Consider the following 17,000-nt stretch of genomic DNA (forward strand, 5'->3'; position numbering starts at 1 on the left):
ACTAGGAAAAGTCGGGGTGGCGCTAAGGCTATCCCGGCCTTTTCCGTTTGGTGGCATCGGATACACGAGGGCACGTTGGTGTGACCTTATCGTAACCTTTGGCCGTTTGCGCGCCAATCACCGCAACGACCCCGTCTTCAAAAATCGCACGATCGCCGCTAAGACGCTTGCAAACCTGTATCCGTAAAGGCGCTGCATGACCGTCATCACCGAAGCCGACCTGATCGAAAGCGTCGCCGACGCACTCCAGTTCATCAGCTACTACCACCCGATGGATTACATCCGCGCCTTGGGCGTCGCGTACGAGGCCGAGAAATCACCCGCCGCAAAGGATGCGATCGCGCAGATCCTCACCAACAGCCGGATGTGCGCCGAGGGCCATCGCCCGATCTGCCAGGATACCGGCATCGTCACGATCTTCGTCAAATGGGGCCAGGATTGCCGCCTCGAGTCGACCCGTTCCTTGCAGGAAGTGATCGATGAAGGCGTGCGGAAAGCCTATCTCAATCCCGAGAACAAGCTGCGTGCGTCGATACTCGCCGACCCCGCCTTCACCCGCCGCAACACCAAGGACAACACGCCGAGCGTGATGCATGTCGAGATGGTGCCCGGCAACACCGTCTCGATCGACGTCGCGGCGAAGGGCGGCGGCAGCGAGAACAAGTCGAAGTTCAAGATGATGAACCCGAGCGACTCGATCGTCGACTGGGTGCTCGAGATGATCCCGCAGATGGGCGCCGGCTGGTGCCCGCCGGGCATGCTCGGCATCGGCATCGGCGGCACCGCGGAAAAGTCGATGATCCTCGCCAAGCAGTCGCTGATGGGCTCGATCGACATGGCGCAGCTGAAGGCGCGTGGGCCGAAGAACGACATCGAGGCGCTGCGGATCGAGATCTACGACAAGGTCAATGCGCTCGGCATCGGCGCGCAAGGCTTGGGCGGGTTGTCTACCATCCTCGACGTGAAGATCTTCGACTGGCCGACCCACGCCGCGTCGAAGCCGGTCGCGATGATCCCGAACTGCGCCGCCACGCGCCATGCGCATTTCACGCTGGACGGTTCAGGCCCGGTGTATTTGGAAGCGCCGAAGCTGGAGGAATGGCCCGACGTCAACTGGACGCCCGACAAGGCCGCGATCCGCGTCGATCTCGACACGCTGACGCCCGAAGTCGTGCAGACGTGGAAGCATGGCGACCGCCTGCTGCTCAACGGCAAGATGCTGACCGGGCGCGACGCGGCGCACAAGCGGATCAAGGACATGCTCGATGCAGGCGAGCCGCTGCCGGTCGATTTCAAGGGTCGCGTGATTTACTATGTCGGCCCGGTCGATCCGGTCGGCGAGGAAGTCGTCGGACCTGCGGGGCCCACCACGGCGACGCGGATGGACAAGTTCACGCGGATGATGCTCGACCAGGGCCTGCTGGCGATGGTCGGCAAGGCCGAGCGCGGCGGCGATGCGACCAAGGCGATCGCGGAGGCTAAGTCTGCATACCTGATGGCGGTCGGCGGGGCGGCGTATCTCGTGGCGCGCGCGATCAAGGGTTCGAAAGTCGTTGGCTTTGCGGATCTCGGGATGGAAGCGATCTACGAGTTCGAAGTCAGCGACTTCCCGGTGACGGTCGCGGTCGATTCCGCGGGCGAGAACGTCCACCAGCTTGCACCGCTGGTGTGGCGCGAGAAGATCGCGCGCGAAGGCTTGCTGATGCCGGCATGACGACGCGCGCAGGCAGAAGGGGGCGGGGGCCCGTCCGGTGGGTCGTGGCCTTCCTCCTTCTGCTCGCCGTCGCGGTCGTTTACGCGCCGCAGTTGCTCGCGTTTCCGTATAAGCAGCGGATCGGCGGCGTTACCGTCTATGCCGAGCGTCCGATCGATCCGCGGATCGGCAGCGAACTGGCGCGCGCGGAAGGGTTGCTGCGCGCCAGTCCGATCTACACCGGCCCGCTCGATCGCTCGCTGTTCCTGACGGACGGTGGCTGGCGCTGGCGCCTTCTGGCGATCCAGTCACCGGGCGCCTTCGCGTTCCGCCGGCCGTTCAGCACGGCGATCGTTTTCAACCGAAGCGACGTCGCCGCCGACCGCGTGACGAACGGTCGTGCGATCGGTGGTACCCGGACGCTGTCCGGCGTGATCGCGCACGAGACGACGCACATCATGGTCGCCAACCATCTTGGCGAAGTGCGCAGTGCTATGCTCCCGACCTGGCAGCAGGAGGGGTATGCGGATCATGTCGCGCGCGAGAGCAGCCTGACGGACGCGGAGGCCGCCCGCCTTCGGCAGACCGATCCGGCCGCGCCCGCGCTGGTATATTACGATGCTCGCCAACGGGTGGCGGCGGCGTTGGGCGCCAAGCGCGGATCGGTCGACGCGTTCTTCGCGGACGGCTGAACGAAGCCGAGCCCGGAACGCACCCCGGCCAGTCCTGTTGGTAATACGACTTTATCGGAGCACGCTCATCATGCCCAAGACCGCAATCGCCCTCGTCGCAGCCTTCGCCCTCGCGACCACGGCCTCGGCCCAGACCACCGCGCCACAATCGGCGTCGACTCAGGGTGGCTTGGGCAGCCTCGGCGGACTCGGCGGTCTGCTAGGTGGCGCGTTGCCGAACCTCGGATCGATCGGCGCGGGCAATGCTGCCGGGTTGCTCGGCTATTGCCTAAAGAACAATCTGCTCGGGCAAGGCGGTGCACTTGGCGCCTTAACTGGCGGGCGGAATGCCGCGTCACGAGCGGGCAGCGCGAAGGCCCCGGCCACCGGGGCGCAATCCATCCTCCAGCGTCTTACCGGACGTCAGGGGGTGCAGACTTCGCCGGGCTATGCCGCGGGACAGGAAGGCGAAGTGCAGGCGCCGAACGGCCAGGCGTTTTCACTCGACGACCTTGGCGGGCAGGTGAAGACGCGGATGTGCAGCATCGTCCTCAACCGGGCGAAGTCGTTCCTGTAGTGCGGCGGTCTTGGGCAGCCTGCGCCTCTACGAGCAAAACGCAGAATGTGTACCTGAACCAGCATGTTTCCCCGCGAAGGCGGGGATCCAGACTGGGCTCCCGCCTGCGCCGGAGAACAAGGACGTGCGTTGCCCCTTCGATCTGTCACGGACGGCGGCGTGCCAAACGTCCCGGAATCTCTGGAAAGTTTCGGGCACACAATGCCGCATAACTTAACCGATCAAGTAGCGCTGTGGAGTCTGGGATTGGCCCCACATTAGGCGGCCGGGCAATGGGTTTGCCCCCGAGCGCAGCATGCCAACACGCCACGTAGTTCCTACAAACGAAAAGAGGCTGCCGGATCATCTCCCGACGACCCGACAGCCTCCAGACATGGTCAGCGGCCGGAGAGCTCCAGCCCGGAGGACCATGCGTACCACCTATCCTATGACACACGCGTTGACTGGGAGAGAATACTCCCCACGCATGTCGGCGGCGTTAGCGGTGCGTCCCCCGAACGAACCGAACCGAACTCACTGCTGAACCATGAGACATCGGATCACCTCCTTTCGCTTGTTGAAACAACGCGGCCAAGCCTGACCGCAACGCCAATGTGTGCCGACCGCGCCTGCGATACAAGCCTTGTTTTACGGAAGTTTTCGGGCAATCCTGTGCGACTGCCACTTCACCGAAATCAGCCGCGGCAATCTTCGGTGACGCGCTCGATCTCGGCCCAGGCGGGCACGACGAGCGGCGGAAGTCCGGCCTGCTGGACGACGAACCGCCCGCGACTGAACCCCATCGCCTCCAGCAACGAATCGTTCGGCATCAGCGCAGCCGCGACATAGGGCGGCGTGCCCCCGGTCGGTTGTACGGACACGGCGCGCGTCACACTCGACGTGCGGATCGTGAGCGGCGTCGCCGTGCTCCCCGCGCGCGACAGGTAGACCTGGCGCGCCGTAGTGTCGCACCGCACTGTCAGCGACGCGTCGGCGTTGGCAGGCCCGAACAACGCGATCGAACCGCGCGCATCGCGGCGATAGACCCAAGTCCCCGGCGAATACGGCCAGTCGCGCCAGTCGGCAGCAATCGGTACCGGGCGCGGTGCCGGAGCAGCGGGTGGGGCCACGGTGCGCGGCGGGGGCGGCGCTTCGGCCCGCGGTGGCGGCACGCAGCCCGCGATCGACGCGAGCGTCGCCAGACCGGCAAGACGCGCTAGGACGAGAGGGCGGGCGAGCGATCGCAAGCCGACGAGGTGAGGGGACGGAGTGCGCATCGCATCGCTATGCGGCACGCCCGGCGGTCGCTCAAGTACGACGAAGCGCGCCCGGCGGGAACCGCCGCACGGTGATACCGGTTCAACGACGGAAGAAATCAGGAGAACGTCCATGTCCGATACCGCCGCCCAGACGCCCACCCAGTTGCTCGTCCAGTCGAACATCTCCGGCACGATGAAGGTCGAGAGCCGCGATGGCGACAATGTCGGCTCGGTCCACGCGTTCATGGTCCACAAGGGCACCGGCCGCGTCACCCACGCGGTCCTCAGCCTCGGCGGCTTCCTCGGGATGGGCAAGAGCTTCTACCCGCTGCCCTTCGCGCTCCTCCAGTTCGACGCGGTCCGCGACCTATACGTCGTCACGATCGACAAGCGCGTCCTCGAAGGCGGCCCGAGCTGGGCCAACAACGCGCCGGTGTTCGACCAGGCCTATGCCGACCGCGTTGCCAGCTATTACGGGTCGAGCAGCGAAGATCTCGTCGTCGGCTAAGCTACATTTCGACCGGTGCGGGTAAGTTGCCGCACCGGTGACGTCCGCGATCACCGCGACCGCGATCCCCCCATCCGCATTTTCTGGCTCTTGCCGTAACGCGTTTTCCGCGTGCCGGGCTTGCCCTCGTTCGAACGTCCCATGACCGGCGCCTTCTGCTGGTCGACCGGCAGGCCCAGTTCCTCGTTCTCCAACTGCCGGATCTCGTCGCGAAGTCGCCCGGCGGTCTCGAACTCCAGGTCGCTTGCGGCCTTGCGCATCTGCTTCTCAAGATCCTCGATATACGCACGCAGGTTATGCCCGACCATGTGCGGGCGGTCCTCGTCGATCGGGATCGTCACCTGATCCTGGCTCGCCACATGCGCGATGATGTCGCCGATGTTGCGGCGGATCGTCGTCGGGGTGATGCCGTGTTCGGTGTTGTACGCGACCTGCTTCTCGCGGCGGCGCGAGGTCTCGTTCATCGCGCGCTCCATCGATCCGGTGACGCGGTCGGCGTACAGGATCACGCGGCCGTCGACGTTGCGCGCCGCACGACCGATCGTCTGGATCAGCGATGTCTCCGAGCGCAGGAAGCCCTCCTTGTCCGCATCGAGGATCGCGACCAGCCCGCATTCGGGGATGTCCAATCCCTCGCGCAGCAGGTTGATGCCGATCAGCACGTCGTACACGCCGAGCCGCAGGTCGCGGATCAGTTCGATGCGCTCCAGCGTCTCGACGTCGCTGTGCATGTAGCGGACCTTGATCCCCGCCTCGTGCATATATTCGGTCAGATCTTCGGCCATCCGTTTGGTCAGCGTGGTGACGAGCGTGCGGTAGCCTAGCGCCGTGGTCTTGCCGACCTCGACGATCAGGTCCTGGACCTGCTCCTCGACCGGCTTGATCTCGACGGGCGGATCGATCAGCCCGGTCGGGCGGATGACCTGTTCGGCGAACACGCCGCCGGTCTGCTCCATCTCCCAGCTGCCCGGGGTCGCCGAGACATATGTCGTCGGCGGCCGCATCGCGTCCCATTCGTTGAAGCGCAGCGGCCGGTTGTCGATCGCGCTCGGCAGGCGGAAGCCGTATTCGGCGAGCGTCAATTTACGCCGGTGATCGCCGCGCGACATGCCGTTGATCTGGCCGATCGTGACGTGGCTCTCGTCTACGAACAGCAGCGCGTTGTCCGGGAGATATTCGAACAGAGTGGGCGGCGGCTCGCCCGGCATGCGGCCGGTGAGGAAGCGCGAGTAATTCTCGATCCCCGCGCAGGAGCCGGTCGCCGCGATCATCTCAAGATCGAAGTTCGTCCGCTGCTCGAGCCGCTGCGCCTCCAGCAGCTTGCCCTCCAGCACCAGTTCCTTCAATCGCTCGGCCAACTCGTGCTTGATCGCCTCGCCCGCCTGCTTGAGCGTCGGTCCGGGCGTCACGTAATGCGAGTTCGCATAGACGCGCACCGAGTTCAGCGACGCGACCTTCTTGCCGGTCAGCGGATCGAACTCGATGATCTCCTCGATATCGTCGCCGAAGAACGAGATGCGCCACGCGCTGTCCTCGTAATGCGACGGGAAGATCTCGAGCGTGTCGCCCTTCACGCGGAAATTGCCGCGCTGGAACGCCGCGTCGTTGCGCTTGTACTGGAGCGCGACGAGTTTCCGCACGATCTCACGCTGGTCGACCGTCGTGCCCTTCTTAAGGTCGAAGATCATCGCCGAATAGGTCTCGACCGAGCCGATGCCGTACAGGCACGAGACCGACGCGACGATGATCACGTCGTCGCGTTCGAGCAGCGCGCGGGTGGCGGAATGCCGCATCCGGTCGATCGACTCGTTGGTCGACGATTCCTTCTCGATGTACGTGTCAGAGCGCGCAACATACGCTTCGGGCTGGTAATAATCGTAATAGCTGACGAAATATTCGACCGCGTTGTCAGGGAAGAACGACTTCATCTCGCCGTAGAGCTGCGCCGCCAGGATCTTGTTCGGCGCGAGGATCAGCGCGGGGCGCTGGACGCGGTTGATGACGCTGGCCATCGTGAAGGTCTTGCCCGAGCCAGTGACGCCGAGCAGCACCTGGTCCTTCTCGCCGTCGCCGATCGCGGAGACGAGTTCGGCGATCGCGGTGGGCTGGTCGCCCGCGGGTTCGTACTCGCTGACGAGGTTGAACCGCTTGCCGCCCTCGACCTTGTCGGGGCGCGCGGTCGGGCGGTGCGGGACGAAGCTTTCGCCGGTTTCGGGCTCGGCGAGGCTGGTGCGGATCTGAATGGCCATCGAGGGGGAATATGGGGAACATGGCCTGAGTCGGCAACGGCCACGGGACCTGTTTGGGCGATGCCAAGTTTAGCTGTTGTTGACCCGTCCCGCTCACGCCCATAATGCGACCGTTTCGCAAGCCATCGATCCGCCAGCGCCCGCGCGCAGGCCAAGGAATAGACGCATGACCGCCCCGACCGTCGAAGCAACGCGCCCGCCCGCGCTCATTCCCGAAACCCCCGCGTTCCTCAACGCCAAGGTGCTGTGGGTGCGTCACTGGAACGAACATCTGTTCAGCTTCGCGATCGAGCGCCCGTCGACCTTCCGCTTCCGCTCGGGCGAGTTCGTGATGATTGGTCTTCCCCAGGAAGGCGGCAAGCCGATCATGCGCGCCTATTCGATCGCGTCCCCGCATTATTCGGAGGAACTCGAGTTCCTGTCGATCAAGGTCGAGGACGGCCCGCTGACCTCGAAGCTTCAGCTGATCCAGCCCGGCGACGAAGTGTATCTCGGCAAGAAGCCCACCGGCACGCTGGTGCTCGACGCGTTGCTGCCGGGGAGGCGCCTGTTCATGTTCTCGACCGGCACCGGCCTCGCGCCGTTCCTCAGCCTGATGCGCGATCCCGACGTCTATGCCGCGTATGAGCAGGTGATCGTCGTACACAGCGTGCGCCGCGTGAGCGATCTCGCCTATCACGACGAGATGGTCGGCTTGTTGGCCGAGGATCCCCTGATCGCCGACGAAGCGCAGACGCAGTTCCACTACATCCCGACCGTGACGCGCGAGCCGTTCCGCACCACGCGGCGGATCGGCGCGCTGATCGAGGATGCGTCGCTGTTCGGCCACCCTGTCCGCGGCGAGCAGAAACTCAACCCCGAGACCGATCGCGCGATGCTGTGCGGCTCGACCGAGATGATCAAGGAATTCGCGGTGATGCTCGAAGCGCAGGGCTTCGAGGAGGGCGCGAATTCGAAGCCGGGTACGTTCGTGATCGAACGCGCGTTCGTCGGCTGACGGCCTTGAGCTTTGGGTTCCCCCGCGAACGCGGGGGCCCAGGGATTATTGCACCGTCGCATCCCGGGAGGGTTCGGGCCTGGACCCCCGCCTTCGCGGGCGAACAGCTTGTTGCGTCCCCCGCGTAACCCGCCGATATCGCTCCTTATTCATAAGAGGAGAGACCCATGATCGGCTACGCGACGCTCGGCACCAACGATATCGACGCCGCACTGGCGTTCTACGATGCGCTGTTCGCGACGGTCGGCGGCAAGCGCCTCATGCAGATGCCCGACGCACGCCAGCTCACCTTCTACGGCGCGGGCCCCGACAAGCCGATGCTCGTGATCGGCAAGCCCTATGACGGCGCGGCCGCGACCGCGGGCAACGGCACGATGGTCGCGCTCGCTGCGGATTCGCGCGAGCAGGTCGACCAGGTCTACGCCAAAGCGATCGAACTGGGTGCAGCGGACGAAGGCGCTGCCGGCACGCGCGGGCCTGAGGAGATGGGCTTCTACGGCGCGTATTTCCGCGATCCCGACGGCAACAAGCTCTGCGTGTTCAAGATGGGGTGAGGTGCGGGCACGATTGACGGAAATACCACCCCGGCGAAGGCCGGGGCCCAATTGGAAAGGTGGCAGTAACGAGGGGCTGTCCACCATTAGCAGCCTTCCCCAATTGGGCCCCGGCTTTCGCCGGGGTGGTCGGATGTGTGTGGCCGGCGTTACGTCTCTCTCTCGTTGTTCTCCCGCGAAGGCGGGAGCCCAGTCTGGGTCTCCGCTTTCGCGGGGAAACAGGCTTACTCGGTCGAAGGGGATTGCGCCGAACAGCTTCGAGGTGACGGAGAATTTAGCGCAAGTCCCGCACCGTCGGCGTATTGAGACACTGCAACAAAGCAGCCCGAGCTATCGGCGTTACCGTCACCGGCTTTACATACCCCGCAACCTCCGTCGGCCGCCCGATCGCCACGGGTTCGAAACCACTTTGCCCCGTACACCGCATCGCCGCCGCCAGCAGTTTCGGCGGCGTATCATACCCCTCGAACGACAGCCGGAACGTCCCCCAGTGGATCGGGATCGCGTGCGCCGCGCCCAGCCGGCGATATACTTCGACCGCATCGACCGGCCCGATATGGCTGCCCGACTCCATCTGCCCATCGACGAACCGGAACGCACCGATCGGGATCAGCGCCAGCCGGATCGGCCCCAGCGCCGCAGCCTCACCCGGCCACTTGCCGTCGCCCATACCGGTATCGCCCGCAAAGAACACATTCCCGCCCGGCAAGGTCACGACAAAACTCGACCACAGCGCGCGGTTGCGATCGGTGAACCAGCGGCTGCCCCAATGATGATTGCGCGTCACGGTGACCGCGACGCCGGGCTTGATCGCCACCCGCTGGCCCCAGTCGAGCGCGGTCGCCTGCGCGCCGGTCTGGCCGATCACGCTGTCGTTGCCCAAGCTGGTGACGATCCGCGGCTGATCGCGCTGCCAGAGCCGCTGCAGCGTCGCCTTGTCGAGATGATCGTAGTGATTGTGGCTGACCAGCACGACGTCAATCTTCGGCAACGCATCGAACGCAATCCCCGGCTCGGCGACACGCCGCGGCCCCGTGTCCAGCGGCCCCGCCTTCTCCGCCCAGACCGGATCGGTGAGGATGTTCAGCCCTTGAGTCTGGATCAGCACGCTGGCATGGCCGACCCATGTCACCACCATCTGCCTGCCCTCGACGCGGGCGGGCGGCGTGATGCGGTTCACCGCGACCGACTTCGGCCATGCAGGTCGGCCATCGCTGCCGGTGAAATACTTCCAGAAGAAGCTCGCACGGCCACCGCCACTGCCCTTAGGCTGTATCTGCTTCGTATCCGCGTCGCCGTCGGGATTGAAGAACCGCGCACCGTCGAAATGGCCAGATGCAGACCCGCGATAATAGATGCGATCGAGGAATTGCGGCACGATCGTCACGATCAGCGCACCGATCACGATCAGCAACAGGATCGTACCGCCGACGATCTTCAATAGTCTCGTCACGGCGTTCCTGTCTGCATGGGATTGGATGTCGCCCTAACGCACGCTGTCGATCATCGTTCAGATCAAGCGCGCAATCCGGTCCGCCGCGCGAAATTCCGCCGCGCGAAATTCCATTGCCACAGCATCAGCAACGGCACGACGATCGTCTCCATGCCCAATCCGAGCACGTGGCCCTGCGATGGCACGCCGACCGCGATCAACGATACCAGCCGCGATACGCCCCCGACGAAGATCAGCCCGCCGAGCAACCGGAACCGCGGTCCCTTGCGCTCGATATTCGGGATGCAACTGACGAACCCGAGACCGGTCGCGAAGAATATCCCCGAGATATACCGAAAATGGCTGTCGAGATCCTTCGGCACATCGGCCAGATGCCCGAATGGCGCAGGGCCGTGCAGGATACCCTGGCCGCCGACGATCAGCGGCAACAGGCACGCCACCGCGATAACGGCCTGCAACAGGCGCTTCTCGATCGAGCCGGTCATGGCAGGGGCCTCAGCAATTCGGGGCGGATACGAAATGCGCGGAGCGAAATCCGCACCTCGAAGATGAACGAGATGAGCGCGGCGATCAGCAGGATCATCGCGAGAATGAAGCACACCGCGACGTAGGTCCCGAAATGCAGCTTCGCGAGTTCGGCGATGAACAGCAGCGCGATCAGGATACACGTCATGATCGCACTGGAGACCGCGAGGAACAGCGCGGCGTTGATGATCGTCATCCGGCGGTCGAGCAGGCGCAATTCCCAGACGAAGCGGACATGCTCCGGCCCGGTGCTGCTTGCGTGCAGATGTTCGAGCTTCCGCGCGCGATCGATCACCCGTGACAGGCGGCCGGCAAGTACGTTCAGCAACTGGCCGATACCCGCCAGCATGAACACGGGCGCTAGCGAAAGCTGGATCGTCTGGGCGATCGTCGAGACGGCGGGGATCGTCGGCATGCGGGCACCATGTGGTAAAACGCGCTCGATAGGAAGAACGCGCGTACCGCATGGCGCCGCAATTACAGCGGCTTGTCAACCGAAGGGGCGATCCAGCCACAACGACATCAGCAGAGTCCAGGCTCGGTCAGAAATCCTTGCGGAGGAGCAGCCCGGCATAGCGCTTGTCGTCGCGCGGCACGAACCGGACGGTGCCGGCGAACGTGCCCGCGGTGAGGAACGACGAATAGGAGGTGTTCGTCAGGTTCTTCACATACGCGCGCAGCTGCCACCCGGACGTATCGCTCAGCACCGCGACGCTCGCGTTCCAGATCGCGTACGAAGGCTGGATCGTGCTCGGCGTCTCGGCGAGCGAATATTGCACCTTGCTGCTGAACGTCACGTCGGTCTGGAGTTCCAGCGCCAGCGTGTCGGTCAGCCCGAACTTGTACGCTGCATTCTCGTACAACTTGATCTTCGGAGCATAGGGGAGCGGCTGGCCGTTGATGTTGCAGCTCGTCGGCGCGCCGGTCGGGCAGAGGAAGTTGCGCACCGTCGCATCGGTATAGGCGGCGGAAATATCGAGCGTCAGGCCCTTGGTCGGGCGCAGCGTTACGTCCGTCTCGACCCCGCGCGAGCGGACCGATCCGGCGTTGATCAGCCGGCTGACCTGCGCGCCCGCGACGACGTCGTTAAAGCTCGCCTGATACCCGTCGAAGTTGGTCGTGAACGCGGCCAGGCTATAGCTCAGCGCGCGGTTCGCGGTGCTGCCCTTCAGTCCGACCTCGTAGGAATTGGACGTCTCCGGGCTCAGCGGCACTTCGTCGAGCGGCGTCGTCGCGTTGAGCGAGCGCATGTTGAAATACACGTTGTACGCCGGGCCCTTATAGCCGTGCGAATAGGTGAAATAGGTCTGCGCATGCTCGCCCAGATCATACTGCAGCCCGAGACGATAGCTGTCGCCGCGCTTGTCGATGCCGCCCGTCGCGTTGTGATACGCGCGGACGCCGGGCCGATCGAGCGCCGCCGCGCCGGTGTTGAGCGGATCCGCAGTCGAGGTGCGGACGTGGTAGAAATCCAGGCTGTCCCAGGTCGAGCGGTAGCCGGCGATACCGCGGAATTTCGGCGTGAAGTTGACGTTCGCCTCACCGAACAGCGCGTAATTGTCGTTGGTGATGCCGTAGTTGGCGACGCCCGTGGTCGTGCTCTGCGCGCCACCCGCCGCGAGCGACGTTAGCGTGCGCTGGTATCGCTCGTCGGTCGTCGCGTGCAGGTAATAGGCGCCGACGACGTAATCGATCAGCCCGCCTTTGGGTGAGGTGAGGCGCAGTTCCTCGGAGAATTGCTTGGTATTCACGCTGCCCGCGTCCTGCCCCGACGGGAACACGGTCGAGAGCGCGGCGACGCTGTCGTAATCCTGGCGCTGGTTGTTCAGCCACTGCCGCCAGCCGGTGATCGAGGTGATGTGATAATCGCCAAGCGCGAGTTCGCCGGTGAACGACCCGCCGTAATTCTCGTCCTTCACATCGGTGATCGAGTTATTGTTCGTCCGGCGATTGCTCGGCCCCGCGACGATCCCGCTTGCGCCCAGCGCGGCGGCGAGGTCGGGCGAATTGGTGACGACACCAGTCGGATAGGCGGTGCGGCTGGTGGCGGCGTAAACGCTGGTCGGCGTCGTATCGTGCGAGTTGAGATAATCGCCGATGATCGTGAACTTCAGGTCGTCCGACGGCGTGACGACCAGCTTGCCGCGCGCGCCATAGCGCCGGTAGCCGTTGACGTCCTTGCCCTGCACGACGTTGCGGACGTTGCCCTTATAGTCGTCGTACAGCCCGCCGATCAGGGCCTGTACCTTGCCGGGGACGAGGGCGCCCGAGATGCCGGCCTTGATCCGATATTCCTCGTCGGAGGTGATGCCGGCCTCGCCGAACGCGCGGAATTCGTCGGTCGGGTTGCGCGTGACGATGTTGACCACGCCCGCCGAGGCGTTCTTGCCGAACAAGGTGCCCTGCGGCCCGCGCAACACCTCGATCCGCTCGACTTCGCCGAGGTCGAGCGTCGACTGGCCCGGGCGGGTGAGGACGACGCCATCGAGCACGGTCGACACCGATGGCTCGACGCCGGGCGAGGTGGTGATCGTGCCGACGCCGCGGATGAAGATCGTGCGATCCTTGTTCGACGCGCCGCTGCGGAAGCCGACCGAGGGGATCGTCGCGGCGATGTTCTCGACCGTGTTCAACTGGCGCTCGGCGAGCGACTGGCCGCTGACCGCGGTGATCGCGATCGGCACCGACTGGAGCGTCTCGTTGCGGTAGCGCGCGGTGACGATGACCTCGTCGCTCTGGGCAGCCGGGGCGGGCGCGGTTGTCGACGCCGTTGCCGGTGTCGTCGCGGGAATATCCTGCGCAGTAGCCGGAGTGACGAGCGCGACGAGTGCGGTGCCGGCGAACAACGCGACATGGCGCCGCTGGATGCGTGGGTCGATCATGGGTTCCCTCCCCGAAATTGATGCCGCCTTGTAAATCCCATTCGCGCGATGGGTATAAAGAACGATATGCAGGTGCGTCGTATCAGCTTTAGCGCGCCTCGATCGGTCGCAGCGTCGGCAGCAGCAGCTGGATCCATCCGACCGCGAGCAGGTACGACACGCTCGCGAACAGGAATAACGGGAGATATCCGAGGCCTGCGGTGAGCACGAGCCCCGCGACCTTAGCGATCACCATGCCGCCGACGTTGCCGCTCAATGATCCGAACGCCGTCACGCGACCAAGCTTGTCCTGTGGCACGACGTCGGCGATCAGCGCGAAAAGATTGGTCGAGAATGCCTGATGCGCCGCGAGCGTCAGTGCCATGAGCCCGATCGTGACCGCATAATTGCCTGCATACAGCACCAGCGGGATTGGCAGGACGCAGAGCGCGGCGACCAGCAAGATGCCTTTGCGCACCGTGTTGACGCTGTAGCCAAGGCTCAGCAGCCGCGTCGAAACACCACCGCCGAGCAGCGATCCGACCGCCGCGCCACCATAGGCAATGGCGAGCGGTACGCCGAGCGCGACGCCGGTCAGGCCGTATTGCCTGTGGAAGAAGTCGGGCAACCAGAACAGCAACAGCCACCACGTCGCATCCGACAGGACCTTGGCGACCACGATCGCCCAGGTCTGACGGTTGCGCAGGATCGGGCCGTACTCAGTAAGGGGAGCGGTATCCGTCTCGACCGGACGGGGCGGGGAGAAGGTCACGCGCCGTGTCGCGACCAGCCATACCGCGGCCCAGACGAGCCCGAGCGCGCCCGCCGCGACGAACGTCCCACGCCACCCGACCAGCAACGCGACACCCGGGATCGCGAGCGGCGCCAGGATCGCGCCGATGCTGTTGGCGGCGTTGGTCGCGCCGAACCCGCTTGATCGCCAGTTCTTCGGCAGCACTGACGCGATCGTCTTGATCCCCGTCGGCGTCCCCATCGCCTCTGTCGCGCCGAGGCTGACGCGGATCATCACGAATTCGGTCATCGACCGCGCCCAGCCATGTGCCATCGCCGCGATGCTCCACGCTGCAACGCCGATCGGGTTCGCCCATTTGACGCCGAGCTTGTCGACGATCCACCCGGTGAACAGGAACGCGAACGCCGCGCCGCCCTGGAACCACGCGGCGAGCGTCCCGTAGTCGTCGTCGCTCCAGCCGAGATCGGTGGCGATGATCGGCTTCAGGACGGAGATGATCTGGCGGTCGACGAGGTTTAGGATACCGGCGGTGACGACGAGCGCGAACAGCAGCGCGCGGGCGTGGGCGCTGAGCTGCGCGACGGTCTTGGTAGGCTTGGTCATACGCGCTTAGCATGGACGAGCGTGGCGGGGAGGCTAGCCAGTTTCTCTTCGTGAAGCCGGTTATTTGGTTGCAGCGGGTGGGGCTCACTCCGGATTGGCTTGGCGGCCATCTCCTTCGAGCACCCTTGTTTCCCCGCGAAGGCGGGGACCCAGACTGGGCTCCCGCCTTCGCGGGAGAACAAGGAAGGGGAAGGGCCGCCGCCAACCTCACACCACCCCGGCGAAGGCCGGGGCCCAATTGGAAAGTCCCCAGTAACGACGGACCGCCCTACGTTACTACCGTCCCCCAATTGGGCCGCGGCCTTCGCCGGGGTGGTCGATTGTTGGAGAGATCGAGTTGCTCAGATCACCAAAGGGCCATGTTCGATCCGCGGCAACACATGCCGCGCAAACAGATCCGCCTCGGCCGCATGCGGATACCCGGAGAGAATAAACGCATCGATCCCCTCCGCCCGGTAAGCATTCAGCTTAGCCAGTACCTGATCCGGATCGCCGACGATCGCCGCGCCGCAGCCCGAGCGGGCGCGGCCGATGCCGGTCCAGAGGTTCGCCTCCGCATAGCCATCGTCCGATCCTTCGCGCAGCTCGGCCTGACGCCGCACGCCCGCCGATTGCGAATCCAGCGACCGCTCCCGGATCGCGCGACCCTCGGCATCGTCCAGCTTCGACAACAGCCGGTCAGCCGCCGCACGCGCTTCCGCCTCGGTCTCGCGCACCACGACATGCACGCGGTACCCGAACCGCAACGTCCGCCCATACTTTGCCGCCCGCGACCGCAAATCCGCAACGATCGCCCGCACCGCGTCCATCGTATCCGGCCACATCAGATACACGTCGGCATTGGTCGCCGCCGCATCGCGCGCCGCCTCCGAAAGCCCGCCGAAATACAACGCCGGACATGCCCCTGAAACCGTCGTCACCCGAGGCGGATCGACCTTTAGCTTCCAGAACGCGCCATCATGATCGAGCGGCTTGCCGTCGAGCAACGTCCGCAGGATGTGCATCGCCTCGACCGTGCGCGCGTAGCGCGGCGCGCTCTCCAGCTTCTCGCCCGGCAGGTCGCTCGAGATGATGTTGATCGCCAGCCGTCCGCCGAGCATCCGGTCGATCGTCGCGATCTGTCGCGCGAGTTGCGGCGGCCAGCTCTCGCCGATCCGTACCGCCATCAGCAACCGCAGGCGCTTCAGCATCGGCGCGATCCCCGCGGCGAATGCGGTCGTGTCGATCCCCAGCGCATAGCCCGACGGCAACAGGATATTATCGTAGCCGGCGGTCTCGGCCTGCATCACGATGTCGCGGCAATGCTCCCAGCTCGATTTCAGTGCCGCATCGGGCACGCCGAGAAACTCGTAATCGTCGTCGCACAGCGCGGAGAACCAGCTGATTTCGCAGGGAGGCAGGTCGCTCATGGCAAATTCTCACCCATCCCGGCCTGCAGCACGCCATACCATTCGGCCCGCGTCCACTCGACCTTGTAAGCATCCGCCGACGCAGCGATCCGCGCCGCATTCTGCGATCCGACGATCGGAATGATCCGCGCCGGATGCGCCATGATCCACGCCAGCGTCGCGGTCGCCGCATCGACGTCGTAGCGCGCGCCATGCTCGGCGAGCAGCTTGGCCGCGGGATGATTGCCCTGCGCGAGGCGTCCGCCCCCGAGCGGCGACCACGCCATCACCGCAACGTCGCGCCGCATCGCGTGGTCGAGCGTCCCGTCGAACAGCGGCGCGGTGCGCAGCGGCGAGAACTCCGGCTGCGTGCTGACGATCGGCTGGCCCAGGAACGCCTGCAACGCATCAAACTCGTGCACGCTGTAATTCGACACGCCGATGCTGCGGATCTTGCCCGCGTCGATCATCCGGGTCAGCGTTTCGGCCACTTCGTGCGGATGCGTGAGGAAATCACGGCGGTGGATCTGGTAGAGGTCGACCTGCTCGACGCCGATCCGCGTCAGCGACGCGTCGAGCGCATCGGCAAGATACGTCGCGCTCGAATTATACGGGATGCCGGGACGGATGCCCGCCTTAGTCGCAATCACCATTTTCGCACGCAATGACCGGTCTTCGGCCAGCGCGCGCCCGAACAGTTCCTCCGCCGAGCCGAACCCGGCGGGCACGTCGCAGCCATAGATGTCGGCGGTGTCGAAGAAGTTGATCCCGGCCGACAGCGCGGCCTCGATCATGGCGTGGACCGGGGCGACCTCTCCGGCCAGCCGCCACATGCCCCAGGCTATCGGCGAAACAAGGATTTCGCTCTTGCCGAGCGGGCGAAGGTCGTTGGAAAGGCGGATCGTCGTCATGCAGGCGGCCATGGCATA

General features: G+C 65.0%; 15 protein-coding genes. 6 read left to right on the top strand and 9 right to left on the bottom strand.

Translation table 11 applies throughout. From position 1 onward, the window contains the following. Window positions 1-196 precede the first annotated feature (196 nt). The 3 genes from O6X71_RS08330 (at window position 197) to O6X71_RS08340 (ending at window position 2,941) form a co-directional block, all read left to right on the top strand. A complete protein-coding gene (locus O6X71_RS08330; protein WP_353465420.1) occupies window positions 197-1,714 on the top strand; it encodes a fumarate hydratase in 1,518 nt (505 codons plus the stop codon). Between the two features lie 44 nt (window positions 1,715-1,758). Next, window positions 1,759-2,385: a hypothetical protein gene (locus O6X71_RS08335; protein WP_353465422.1), complete on the top strand. Its 627-nt coding sequence runs from the start codon at window positions 1,759-1,761 to the stop codon at window positions 2,383-2,385. Window positions 2,386-2,455: 70 nt separating this feature from the next. Then, window positions 2,456-2,941 (top strand): DUF2501 domain-containing protein, encoded by a 486-nt coding sequence (locus O6X71_RS08340; RefSeq protein ID WP_353465423.1) that lies wholly within the window; start codon window positions 2,456-2,458, stop codon window positions 2,939-2,941. A 674-nt stretch (window positions 2,942-3,615) separates the two neighbouring features. Here O6X71_RS08340 and O6X71_RS08345 read toward each other — a convergent pair. After that, entirely contained in the window at window positions 3,616-4,197 is a 582-nt protein-coding gene (locus tag O6X71_RS08345; protein ID WP_353465424.1) for a hypothetical protein, read from the bottom strand. Between the two features lie 112 nt (window positions 4,198-4,309). Between O6X71_RS08345 and O6X71_RS08350 the strand changes: the two genes are divergently transcribed. Beyond that, window positions 4,310-4,687, top strand: a complete 378-nt coding sequence (locus O6X71_RS08350) for a PRC-barrel domain-containing protein (RefSeq protein ID WP_056065550.1) — start codon at window positions 4,310-4,312, stop codon at window positions 4,685-4,687. A 50-nt stretch (window positions 4,688-4,737) separates the two neighbouring features. Here the strand turns inward: O6X71_RS08350 and uvrB are convergent, their stop codons facing one another. Continuing rightward, on the bottom strand, window positions 4,738-6,936 hold the full coding sequence (gene uvrB / locus O6X71_RS08355; protein WP_056065553.1) for an excinuclease ABC subunit UvrB: 2,199 nt from the start codon (window positions 6,934-6,936) through the stop codon (window positions 4,738-4,740). Between the two features lie 166 nt (window positions 6,937-7,102). On the opposite strand from uvrB, the gene O6X71_RS08360 reads away from it, so the two are divergent. Together O6X71_RS08360 and O6X71_RS08365 are read left to right on the top strand one after the other, a co-directional pair. Continuing rightward, window positions 7,103-7,933 carry a ferredoxin--NADP reductase gene (locus O6X71_RS08360; protein ID WP_353465425.1) on the top strand — a complete coding sequence of 277 codons (831 nt, stop codon included), beginning with the start codon at window positions 7,103-7,105 and terminating at the stop codon, window positions 7,931-7,933. A gap of 167 nt (window positions 7,934-8,100) precedes the next feature. Next, entirely contained in the window at window positions 8,101-8,487 is a 387-nt protein-coding gene (locus tag O6X71_RS08365; RefSeq protein WP_353443560.1) for a VOC family protein, read from the top strand. Between the two features lie 274 nt (window positions 8,488-8,761). Here the strand turns inward: O6X71_RS08365 and O6X71_RS08370 are convergent, their stop codons facing one another. From O6X71_RS08370 to O6X71_RS08400, 7 genes are all read right to left on the bottom strand, one after another. Beyond that, on the bottom strand, window positions 8,762-9,940 hold the full coding sequence (locus O6X71_RS08370) for an MBL fold metallo-hydrolase (RefSeq protein ID WP_353465426.1): 1,179 nt from the start codon (window positions 9,938-9,940) through the stop codon (window positions 8,762-8,764). Window positions 9,941-10,002: 62 nt separating this feature from the next. Continuing rightward, complete coding sequence (locus O6X71_RS08375) at window positions 10,003-10,425, bottom strand: DUF4345 domain-containing protein (RefSeq protein WP_353465428.1); 423 nt, start codon at window positions 10,423-10,425, stop codon at window positions 10,003-10,005. Continuing rightward, window positions 10,422-10,880, bottom strand: coding sequence for a DUF2721 domain-containing protein (locus O6X71_RS08380; protein WP_056065567.1), 459 nt, complete (start codon window positions 10,878-10,880; stop codon window positions 10,422-10,424). The genes O6X71_RS08375 and O6X71_RS08380 overlap by 4 nt, the downstream gene beginning before the upstream one ends. A gap of 127 nt (window positions 10,881-11,007) precedes the next feature. Next, entirely contained in the window at window positions 11,008-13,347 is a 2,340-nt protein-coding gene (locus O6X71_RS08385) for a TonB-dependent receptor (protein ID WP_353465430.1), read from the bottom strand. Window positions 13,348-13,435: 88 nt separating this feature from the next. Beyond that, window positions 13,436-14,683: an MFS transporter gene (locus tag O6X71_RS08390; RefSeq protein ID WP_353465431.1), complete on the bottom strand. Its 1,248-nt coding sequence runs from the start codon at window positions 14,681-14,683 to the stop codon at window positions 13,436-13,438. Between the two features lie 341 nt (window positions 14,684-15,024). Next, complete coding sequence (locus O6X71_RS08395; RefSeq protein WP_353465432.1) at window positions 15,025-16,092, bottom strand: LLM class flavin-dependent oxidoreductase; 1,068 nt, start codon at window positions 16,090-16,092, stop codon at window positions 15,025-15,027. Then, window positions 16,089-16,982, bottom strand: a complete 894-nt coding sequence (locus tag O6X71_RS08400; protein WP_353465434.1) for an aldo/keto reductase — start codon at window positions 16,980-16,982, stop codon at window positions 16,089-16,091. Before O6X71_RS08400 ends, O6X71_RS08395 begins: the two co-directional genes overlap by 4 nt. Window positions 16,983-17,000 lie beyond the last annotated feature (18 nt).

Source organism: Sphingomonas faeni (genome assembly GCF_040407505.1).
Lineage (GTDB): Bacteria > Pseudomonadota > Alphaproteobacteria > Sphingomonadales > Sphingomonadaceae > Sphingomonas > Sphingomonas faeni_E.